Raw genomic sequence first — 9,457 nt, 5'->3', positions numbered from 1 at the left:
GGTCGGGCGACATGCTCGACGCCATCCTCGAGGCGCTTCCGGAGACCCCCGAGCAGTCCTTCGGCGAGATCGGTGGTCCCCGCCGCATCGCCATCGTCGGCAAGCCCAACGTCGGCAAGTCCTCGCTGCTCAACCAGCTGGCCGGTGAGGACCGCGTCGTCGTCGACAACGTCGCCGGCACCACCGTCGACCCGGTCGACGAGCTGATCGAGCTGGGCGATCGCACCTGGCGCTTCATCGACACCGCGGGCATCCGCAAGCGGGTCAAGGAGGCGTCCGGCCACGAGTACTACGCCTCGCTGCGCACCTCGACGGCCATCGACCGGGCCGAGGTCGCCGTGCTGGTCCTCGACGCCGGCCTCACCGTCTCCGAGCAGGACATGCGGATCATCCAGACGATCCGCGACGCCGGCCGCGCCATGATCATCGCCTTCAACAAGTGGGACCTCGTCGACGACGAGCGTCGCTACTACCTCGAGCGTGAGGTCGAGCGCGACCTCGTCCAGGTGCAGTGGGCGCCGCGCATCAACATCACCGCCCGCACCGGCTGGCACGTGGACCGGCTCGTGCCGGCACTCGACAAGGCGCTCGAGGGCTGGGAGACGCGTGTCCCCACCGGCGCGCTCAACACCTTCCTCGGCCGCCTCGTCGGGGAGCACCCGCACCCCGTGCGCAGCGGCAAGCAGCCCAAGATCCTCTTCGCGACCCAGCCGTCGACGTCGCCGCCCACGTTCATCCTGTTCACCAGCGGCAAGCTCGACGCGTCGTACGAGCGCTTCGTCGAGCGCCGCCTGCGCGAGCAGTTCGGCTTCGTCGGCACGCCGATCGTCATCCAGCAGCGCCCGCGCGAGAAGCGCAAGCGCTGAACCGGGCGGTCAGGGGTCCATCCCGGCGGACACCAGCCAGGCGTCCGGGTCGATCGCGGCACCGCCGGCCGGGTGCACCTCGAGGTGCAGGTGCGGCCCCGTGGTGTTGCCGGTCGTCCCGACGAGGCCGATGATCTCGCCGATCTCCACGGTCTGACCGGGGGAGACGAGCGCCACCATCTGGTGGCAGTACCAGACGTCGGTGCCGTCCTCGAGGGTGAGCACGGTGCGCAGCCCGTACGGGCCGGCGTAGGCCACCTCGCTGACCGTGGCGTCCGCCAGCGCGACGAGGTCGGTGCCCGAGGGAGCGCCGAAGTCGAGGCCCGTGTGGTCCGCCTCCCAGAGCGGGCCGGCCGCGCCGAAGCCCGCCGACAGGTGGTAGCCGCCCAGCGGCAGGATCGTCCGGAGGGCCGGGAGGTCGCCCGTGTAGCCCAGCGCCCGCAGCCGGTCGGAGCGCACCTGCTCGATGCGGGCGTGCTGCTCCGCGGTGGCGAACATCGCGGTGAGCGCGTTCTCGCGGCGCTCCACCTGGCGCTCGAGGGCACGCTCGAGCGGTGACCGGGCCGGCGCCGCKGTGGTGCCGGGGGCGGCCTCCGGGACGGCGTACGACGGGGCGCTGGCGAGCGGACCGAGCAGCAGCAGGAGTGCGCCCACCAGGAGCGCGGCGCCGGCGGCTGGGCGCGCGGCAACGTGGTTCGACATGCAGGATCCCCCCGGACCGTGGACGAGCGTCCATGGTGGGGTCGGACCCGGGGCTCCCTCAGCCGAACGGCCAGATCACCGACGGTGGTCTGGACACCGGGCGGGTGGGACGCCGTCCGCCGGGGTCGGCGGCTCTACTTCGACGGCTCGGGGACGTCCACGTCGACGTCGCTGCAGTCGACCTCGGGATTCACCCCCAGGTAGTTGAGCGGACCCGCCACGACGGTGAGCGCGATGTTGCCCGCCTCGGCGCAGCTGGTGTCGGTGTCGGCGAAGTAGTCGCGCTGGTAGGCGGCGAACGCACCGATGACGAGCCACACGACGATGAGCAACGACAGGATCCTGGCCATGCCCGGAACGTAGGGGCCCGCGGGACCCGTGTCCAGACCCCGCGGGGTGAGGTAGTGCCGTACGCCCGCACCAGCCGGGACCATGGACCCTGCACCGGGGTCCGGGCCCGGGTGGACGGTGGGTGTCATGACGAGCGAGCGATCCGTCCTGGTGGGGTACGACGGCTCCGCGGACGCCCAGCGGGCGCTCCTGTGGGCCGTGGACGAGGCGGTCGGCAGCGAGGCGCCGCTGCGCGTGGTGGTGGTGCAGCACAAGATCGCCACCCCGTGGGAGGGCAACAGCTCGCACGACCCGGACCTGGTGCGAGCCGCGGAGAAGATCCTCTCCGGGCTGGACGTCAGCGACTACGAGGTCCGCGAGCACAAGGGCCACGTCGCCGGCACGCTCCTGGAGCTGGCGGAGTCCGCGAGCATGGTCGTCCTCGGCAGCCACGGCCACGGGCGGGTCGCCGGGGCCGCGATCGGCTCGGTGACCCAGCACGTGACCCGCCACGCCCCCTGCACGGTCGAGGTGGTGCGCCCCGCAGCGAAGCTGGACGCGGCACGGATCGTGGTCGGAGTCGACGGGTCGGCGACGAGCCACGCGGGCCTGGAGTACGCCTGCCGCCGCGCCGAGCGGACCGGCGAGGTCGTGGCCGCTGTCCACGGCTGGAAGGAGCACACACCCTCCACCGACGTGCTGAGCGCCACGCCGCGCTCGGTCACCGACGACGTCGAGGACCGTCAGGTGCTGGTCGGCGAGAGCGTCGCCGGTCTGCGCGACGCCCACCCGGACGTGGTGCTCACCACCGAGGCCATCCCGGTCGCTCCCGGGCCCCTGCTCGTCGACGCCTCGGCGGACGCGAGCCTCGTCGTCGTGGGCGCTCGAGGGCACGGCTTCTTCGAGGGCTTGCAGCTGGGGTCCGTCACGCAGGACCTGATCCACCGGGCCCAGTGCCCCGTGGCGGTCGTGCGCTGACCGGTCAGGCCACGGAGAACACCAGCCCGGCGTCGCCCGTGACGACCACGAGGACCGGGCCGTCGTACCGGACGTGGTCGGAGAGACCGTACGCCATCACCAGCCGCCCCTCGGCGTCGGTGTTGAGGACCTCCACGGTCCTGCCGTTGCGCATCCGCAGGACGTCACCGAGCTTCATCGCCGAGCCCGACGGCATGCTGTCGGTGCAGCACAGGTACGCCGACGATCTCGGCTCCCCGGTCGTGATGACCCCCCCGAATCGGGCGAACGCGCCCCGTCGCGTGCGCGGTCACCCGCCCGGAGTCGCCGCTTCCGAGGCGAGCACGTCGAGGCCGAGCCGGCGGGAGAGGTGACGGGCGGCGAGCTGGCCCCGCACGCTGTTGCCCGCGGCGTCGAGCAACGGCGAGAACGTCCCGAGCGCGCCCTTGCCCGGGGAGACGGTCACCAGGCCGCCTCCGATGCCGCTCTTGCCCGGCATCCCGACGTCGAACAGCCAGTCGCCGGACGACTCGTACATCCCCGCGATGGTCATCACGGCCAGCGCGGCGTGGGCGATCTCCGGGTCGACGACGTGGACACCGGTCACCGGGTTCGTGCCCCCGTCGGCCAGCGTGGCGCCCATGACGGCCAGGTCCACGGCGGTGACCGACAGGCAGCTCTGGCGGGTGTAGATCTCGACCGCCTCAGCGGGGTCGCCCTCGACGGCCCCCGCCGCGACGAGCATGTTGGCCAGGGCCCGGTTGCGGTGGTTGGTCGCCAACGCTGACCGGAGGGTCGTCTCGTCGAGCTCCAGGTGGCGGCCCGCGAAGTGGGACAGCCCCGCGTGGATGGCGGTCCAACGGGCGTCGACGTCGCGGCCTGCGACGAGACTGGTCGTGGCGATGGCCCCCGAGTTGACCATCGGGTTGGTGCGGCCACGGGGGTCCCGCTCGACGGGGACCGTGGAGTTGAACGACATCCCCGTGGCGTTGACGCCCACCAGCCTGCGCACGTGCTCGATGCCGCGCAGGCGGCAGGCGAGGGCGAAGACGAACGGCTTCGTCACGCTCATGGCCGGGAACGGGACCCGGGCATCTCCCGCCACGACGAGCTCGCCGGCGGTCGACACCACGCTCAGGCCGAACAGGTCGGGGTCGACGTCGACCAGCGCCGGGTAGACCGTCGAGAGCGAGCCGTCGCCGACGGGCCCGTACAGCGCGTGGGCCTCCTCGACGCGGGCCCGGGTGACGCTCGCACCGGGCAGCCGCCCGACGGAGACGAAGCGGTCGTCGTACGGCGTCATCCGACCGGCTGTGTGCTGGGCATCGGCGCTCGCACTCCCTCCGGCCGGTGGTCCGGCCCCGTGACACGCTCGCGGACCCGACCGGGGCCCAGCACCCCTGAAACGGGTGAGTGTGGCTCCGTCGTGCTCGGTTCACCCGGATCGGGGGAGTGCCGCGGCTCCTCGTCGCCGCCACGATGTCGACGACATCGAACCGACGAAGGGGACAACCATGGGAACGCTCACGGTCTGGAAGTTCGAGACCGCCACGGGGGCCGAGGACGCGACGCACATCCTGCACGACCTGGCCACCCAGCACCTGATCACCATCCACGACGCCGCGACCGTCAGCTGGGAGACCGGCAAGAAGAAGCCCAAGACCCGTCAGCTCAACAACCTGGCCGGCGCCGGGGCGCTCGGCGGTGCCTTCTGGGGGATGCTCTTCGGGTTGATCTTCTTCGTGCCGCTGCTGGGGGCCGCGGTCGGGGCGGCCACAGGAGCCCTGGCCGGGTCGCTCCGCGACGTCGGCATCGACGACAGCTTCATCAACCGGGTGCGCGACGAGGTCACCCCGGGCACGTCGGCGTTGTTCGTGATGACCTCGGACGCCGTCATGGACAAGGTCCGCGACGCCTTCGCCGAGGCCAAGCCCGAGCTGATCTTCACGAACCTGAGCGACGCCCAGGAGAGCGCGATCCGCGAGGTCTTCGCCGAGCAGGACTGATCCGTGCCGAGGCCGCGCGGCGGTCGGGTTCTCGGCCGGCCGCGCGTCCTCGAGTACACGCTGCCCCCGCTGAACAGGTCCGTCTCAGGCTCCCGGGGGTCGGACGGTGTCGGGGTCGAGGGCGGCGTCGAGGTCGCGACCGTCGACCTGACCGCTGGCCACGAGGCGGCAGCCGTGGCGAGCGAGCGCGGAGGCGAGAGCGGCGGTCCAGACGTTCTCGAAGACCAGCACCAGGGCGTATCCGTCGGGGGTGACGAGCTCGGCCACGGAGCCGATGTCCTCGGCGTCCAGCAGCCCGGACGCCGCTCCGGCGAGTGCGGCCAGCCCGGTCAGGTCCGCCGTCGTCGCACCGGTGCCGTCCATCAGCAGCGGGGGCGAGCCGTCCGCCGGCCGGTGGACCACCTCGGCATCCAGCAGCCGGATGACGTCGCGGTCGGCAAGGTCGAGCAGCGGCCGCAGGTCCTCGATGTCGAACGCTCCCGAGCCGGGCAGCTCGATGACGAGGTACTCGACGACGCCCAGAGCGCCGTCCTGGCTCATGTCGTGACCGTCGCCCGCTCGGTCCGCCTGCGGCTCAGGGCCACCAGGATGGCGATCCCCCCCGAGGAGAACAGCCAGGTGCAGGCCAGGACGACCAGCAGCCCGAGCGACAGCTGCGGGTTGACCAGCAGGATGCCCCCGACGACGACGCACACCGCTCCGGACGCGAGGTCACCGGCTCGGCGGGACCGGTCCTCGTGCAGGAGGGCCTGGAGCAGGTCGAGGACACCGGAGACGACCAGCCACGCGCCGAGCAGGATGCCCAGCGCGAGCAGGCTCTGCAGCGGCTCGCGCAGGCACAGTAGACCGATGATGAGGGCGACGGCACCGGAGAGGGCCTGGAGCGTCCTGGCCCCGGAGTCGAGGTGGCTGGACACGAGCGCCGAGAAGATCCGGTAGGCGCCCACCAGCAGCAGCTCGATGGCCACGAGCACGGCGCACACCGTCAGCGTCTGCTCCGGCCACACCGCCAGCACCAGACCCAGTCCCACGGAGACGAGGCCGAAGGCGAGCAACGCCTGCCAGAGCTCGGGGAGTCCACGGATCGTCGGGGTGGTGACCGGCACCGGCACGGCCGTCGTCGGATCGGGGCTCACGGCGACCTCCTCGGGGCGGCCTCGGTGGGACCCCATCGTGCCGGACCGGTCGGGTCGTGACCTCGCCCGTTTCGGGTGGCTCCTCCTCAGAGCAGCTCCAGCCGCCGGGCGATCGCGAGCGCCTCGCTGCGTCGGGTCGCCCCCAGCTTGCTGTAGAGGCTGGACACGTGCGTCTTGACGGTGTTCTCGGAGACGAAGAGGCCGGCCGCGATGTCGGCGTACGTCGCCCCCCGCGCCAGCTCACGGAGCACGTCGCGCTCGCGGGGGCTCAGCGCCGTCGGGGCCATCGGCTCCGCGTCCGCCGACCGCTCGCGGACGGTGGCGATCGTGGGCGCGAGCGTCGTCACGATGCCCGGCTGTCCGCCCGTGAGCGACACGAGCTCCTCCAACCACTGGTGCGAGCCGCCGAGGTCCAGTCGCCGCAGGAGCAGGTGCGTGGGGGTCCCGTGCCTGCTCCACCCCAGGAAGGGCACGAAGTTGCCGCGGATCTCCGTGATCGCCACCGCCGTCCTCAGCGAGTGGTGCGCGAGCTGGGCGTCCCCGAGGGCGTCGCTGAGCTGCGCCTGGCAGGTGAGCGCCAGGGCTCGGCAGGGAGGCTGGTCGAGCAGGGTCGCCTCGGACGCCTCGGAGAAGCACTCGACGGCCTGGCGCAGCTCGCCCACCATGTCCGCGTGGACCCCCCGGAGCAGGGCCGACTCCCCGCGGAACCCGCGCTCGCCGAGCTCCTCGGCGAGGCTGCGCAGCGTCATGTGGTCATCGCACAGGGCAGCCAGGAAGGCCCGTTCGATCAGCAGGACGGCCCGGAGGTGTGCGGGCAGCAACGGGGCATCGATGAGTCCTTGCAAGGTGCGCTCGGCCTGGACCACCGAGCCCCGGGCCAGCCAGGCGCGGGCGTCGCGGATTCGCTGCCAGAAGAGGGTCGTGGTGTCGGTGGCGTGGACGGCGGCGCCCTCGGGTGGCGGCTCGTCCGGAGGTATCGGGCTGAAGTGGGTGGACATGCGCACGAGGTCGGTCACCACGCCCACGCGGTTGCGGGGGTAGGGGGGCCCGGAGGCCTGCTTCACGATCACGTCGAGCGTGCGTCCGGCCAGCGGCCCGGCCACGTGCTCCCGCCCCTCCATCCAGTACAGGGTGGCGAGGTGGCTCATGGCCGCGAGGGCGTAGCCGGGCATCCGCAGGTCCTCGGCGAGCCGGACGGCGCGGATCAGGTTGGGCTCGGCCTCCCGGAGCCGACCCAGGTGCATCTGGCTGGTCCCCACCTCGCGGAGCACGTGTGGCCGGAGCTCGGTGGGGACGGATGCGAACCGGGGTGAGTCGATCAGACGCTGGGCCTCGTCCACGACGGGCGCCACCGGCTCGAGGGCCAGGCGGGCCCGCAGCAACCGGGCGCACAGGCGCTGCACCGCGAGGCGCCCCGTCCCCTCGGGCTCGGCGACGGGGTGCGCGACCAGACGGTCCAGCCACTGGACGGCCGCGGGCACGTCCTCGTGGCTCCAGCGCTCGAGCGCCATCGTCAACCACGTCTCGGGGTGCGCGACCACGACGTCCGGCCAGCGCTGGGCGAACGTGCGCACCTCCCGCGACCGTCCGTGCACCACGAGGAGCGGGCCCTCGACGGCCAGCTGCTCGGCCGCTGCTTCGGCGTGCCCCAGGTCCACGAGCCGGCGGAACGCATCGTCGGTGACCCCCCGTGCCACGTCGAGGAGCACGGCGCGCAGCACCGTCGCGCGGGCGCGCTCGACGTCGACGCCCCCGGACACGATGCGGCGGCGCACGACCTCGACCATCAGCGGGTGGACGCGGAACCGCGCCTCCGGGAAATCGGTGGACCCCAGCAGGGCGTCATCGGGGGAGGTGGCGCCGTCGACCTCGGTGCGGGTGACGAGCAGGCCGGTCGACTCCAGGCCGTCGAGCGCCACGCCGGCCTCGGGGTCGTGCGTGAGGTGCCGGGCCGTCGCCGCACTCATCTCACCCTCGCTGGCGGTGCACAGCAGGAGGTGCCGCTCCTGGGGAGCGAGCGCCGCGAAGACCTCGCTGGCCACCTGGTCGGCGACGCGCGAGTTGCCCCGCGAGACACGCCTCACCGCCGCGACGGGGTCCGGGGAGGCGGCGACCATCCTCGCGGTCAGGACCACCGCGGCGCACCAGCCCTCGGTACGGGCGGTGATCGATGACACGACCTCGGGGTCCGTCGTCCCGGCGTGCGCCTCGATGAGGAGCCGGCACTCGTCGTCCGTCAGGCGCAGCACGTCCCCGCGCAGGGTGGTGAGGTGGCCCAGCATCTGGGGTGCCAGCCGGACGAAGGGCAGGTCCCACCGGCTCAGGAGGAGGACACGCATCGCGTCCGGGGCGTCGTTGAGACGGGCGTCGAGGAGGCGGACGACCGGGACCGGCAGCTGGTGGGCGTCGTCCACCACGAGCAGGGTCCTTCGGAGACCGTCGCCGGCCGGGGCCGGCCCACCCCCGTCGGCACCCCCGTCGAGGACCGCACGGATGCGCGTCTCCACGCCGTCGTCCGTCGCGGTCAGCCAGACCACGTCAGTGTCGGGAGCGGCGCGCTGCCCGCGCAGCCAGCCCGCGACCGCGAGCGACTTGCCCGCGCCCGCAGGAGCGACCAGCAGGGTCATCGGCGCGCCGGTCGCGGCGTCGAGACGCCGCCACAGGTCGGGTCGCGCCACGTAGGTGTGCGGGAGGTGCGGAACCCCGGACGGCACGGACCGGCTCAGACCGCTGGCAGAGCGCCGGCGTCCTGATCGGTCACTCGTCATGAGCGCGTCCGTCCTACCGCGTTTCCCGAAGAAGGGTGCCGGGAGTCCCGGCACCTCCCTTAGGGTAGACGGCCGTCCGGCGATGCGCACCCCTAGGGATCCGGGATGGTCAGGACCTCAACCACGTCGATGCCCAGGCTGGAGAGCAGGTTGAGCACCCCCTGGAGCTCCTCCTGGTCGAGCATGTCTCCCGACAGGGTCGTCTGCGGCCGCTGTCGACGGGCCGTCAGGTGCGGGAACGCGCTCAGGACGCCCTCCGACAGCTCGGCGTCCACCCGGATCATCATCCTCGGCATGAGGCTCCCTCCGTGTGCGGCGAGTACGCCCTCCATGACAGCTCCCCCTGAGCCTAGGGACGCCCGGACCCGGACGGCTCACTCGAAACGGGCGAGGTCTCGGCCCGGCGAGGCCGCGACACTGCAGGGGAGCGCGACCGTCCGGCGTACGACCGGAGCGGCCCCGGCGTGTATCTCCGAGCGCGTCCGCGGGTCCTCCCAGTAGGCCGCACGGCCACCACGCCCGGGGAGGGACCATGACCACCAGAACCGTCACCAGAACCGCCAGCAGATCGACGGGCAGGGCCAGCCGCGGACGCGCGCCCTGCTTCTTCGTGCCGCCGTACGTCGAGGCCGCACTCGCCGCCAACGACGCCGTCCTCTCGGTCGACGACGCCCACCAGGACCTCTCGGAGG

General features: G+C 72.8%; 11 protein-coding genes. 3 read left to right on the top strand and 8 right to left on the bottom strand.

The window, feature by feature from the left end; all coding sequences use genetic code 11:
- A partial coding sequence (locus ACXJKL_RS07385) for a GTPase (protein ID WP_457206412.1) occupies window positions 1-866 on the top strand: 866 nt, incomplete at its 5' end.
- Between the two features lie 9 nt (window positions 867-875).
- Here the strand turns inward: ACXJKL_RS07385 and ACXJKL_RS07380 are convergent.
- Together ACXJKL_RS07380 and ACXJKL_RS07375 are read right to left on the bottom strand one after the other, a co-directional pair.
- Window positions 876-1,568: a M23 family metallopeptidase gene (locus ACXJKL_RS07380; RefSeq protein ID WP_457206411.1), complete on the bottom strand. Its 693-nt coding sequence runs from the start codon at window positions 1,566-1,568 to the stop codon at window positions 876-878.
- 134 nt (window positions 1,569-1,702) lie between these two features.
- Window positions 1,703-1,918 carry a hypothetical protein gene (locus ACXJKL_RS07375; protein WP_457206410.1) on the bottom strand — a complete coding sequence of 72 codons (216 nt, stop codon included), beginning with the start codon at window positions 1,916-1,918 and terminating at the stop codon, window positions 1,703-1,705.
- Window positions 1,919-2,045: 127 nt separating this feature from the next.
- Between ACXJKL_RS07375 and ACXJKL_RS07370 the strand changes: the two genes are divergently transcribed.
- Window positions 2,046-2,876, top strand: coding sequence for a universal stress protein (locus ACXJKL_RS07370; protein ID WP_457206409.1), 831 nt, complete (start codon window positions 2,046-2,048; stop codon window positions 2,874-2,876).
- 4 nt (window positions 2,877-2,880) lie between these two features.
- Here ACXJKL_RS07370 and ACXJKL_RS07365 read toward each other — a convergent pair whose 3' ends face one another.
- Both ACXJKL_RS07365 and glsA read right to left on the bottom strand, forming a co-directional pair.
- Complete coding sequence (locus tag ACXJKL_RS07365; protein ID WP_457206413.1) at window positions 2,881-3,090, bottom strand: hypothetical protein; 210 nt, start codon at window positions 3,088-3,090, stop codon at window positions 2,881-2,883.
- 75 nt (window positions 3,091-3,165) lie between these two features.
- Entirely contained in the window at window positions 3,166-4,158 is a 993-nt protein-coding gene (gene glsA / locus ACXJKL_RS07360) for a glutaminase A (protein WP_457206408.1), read from the bottom strand.
- Between the two features lie 211 nt (window positions 4,159-4,369).
- On the opposite strand from glsA, the gene ACXJKL_RS07355 reads away from it, so the two are divergent.
- Window positions 4,370-4,861, top strand: a complete 492-nt coding sequence (locus tag ACXJKL_RS07355) for a DUF1269 domain-containing protein (RefSeq protein ID WP_457206407.1) — start codon at window positions 4,370-4,372, stop codon at window positions 4,859-4,861.
- Between the two features lie 84 nt (window positions 4,862-4,945).
- On the opposite strand, the gene ACXJKL_RS07350 is transcribed toward ACXJKL_RS07355, so the two are convergent.
- The 4 genes from ACXJKL_RS07350 to ACXJKL_RS07335 form a co-directional block, all read right to left on the bottom strand.
- A complete protein-coding gene (locus ACXJKL_RS07350) occupies window positions 4,946-5,401 on the bottom strand; it encodes a hypothetical protein (RefSeq protein ID WP_457206406.1) in 456 nt (151 codons plus the stop codon).
- A complete protein-coding gene (locus ACXJKL_RS07345; RefSeq protein WP_457206405.1) occupies window positions 5,398-5,997 on the bottom strand; it encodes an HdeD family acid-resistance protein in 600 nt (199 codons plus the stop codon). The genes ACXJKL_RS07350 and ACXJKL_RS07345 overlap by 4 nt, the downstream gene beginning before the upstream one ends.
- An 86-nt stretch (window positions 5,998-6,083) precedes the next feature.
- On the bottom strand, window positions 6,084-8,711 hold the full coding sequence (locus ACXJKL_RS07340; RefSeq protein ID WP_457206404.1) for a LuxR C-terminal-related transcriptional regulator: 2,628 nt from the start codon (window positions 8,709-8,711) through the stop codon (window positions 6,084-6,086).
- Between the two features lie 146 nt (window positions 8,712-8,857).
- Window positions 8,858-9,061, bottom strand: coding sequence for a hypothetical protein (locus ACXJKL_RS07335; RefSeq protein ID WP_457206403.1), 204 nt, complete (start codon window positions 9,059-9,061; stop codon window positions 8,858-8,860).
- Window positions 9,062-9,457: the final 396 nt, after the last annotated feature.

It is taken from the genome of Nocardioides sp. P5_C9_2, from assembly GCF_054049555.1.
Note: the sequence above shows the minus strand (reverse complement) of the source record. Positions and strands in the feature narration are given on the sequence as shown.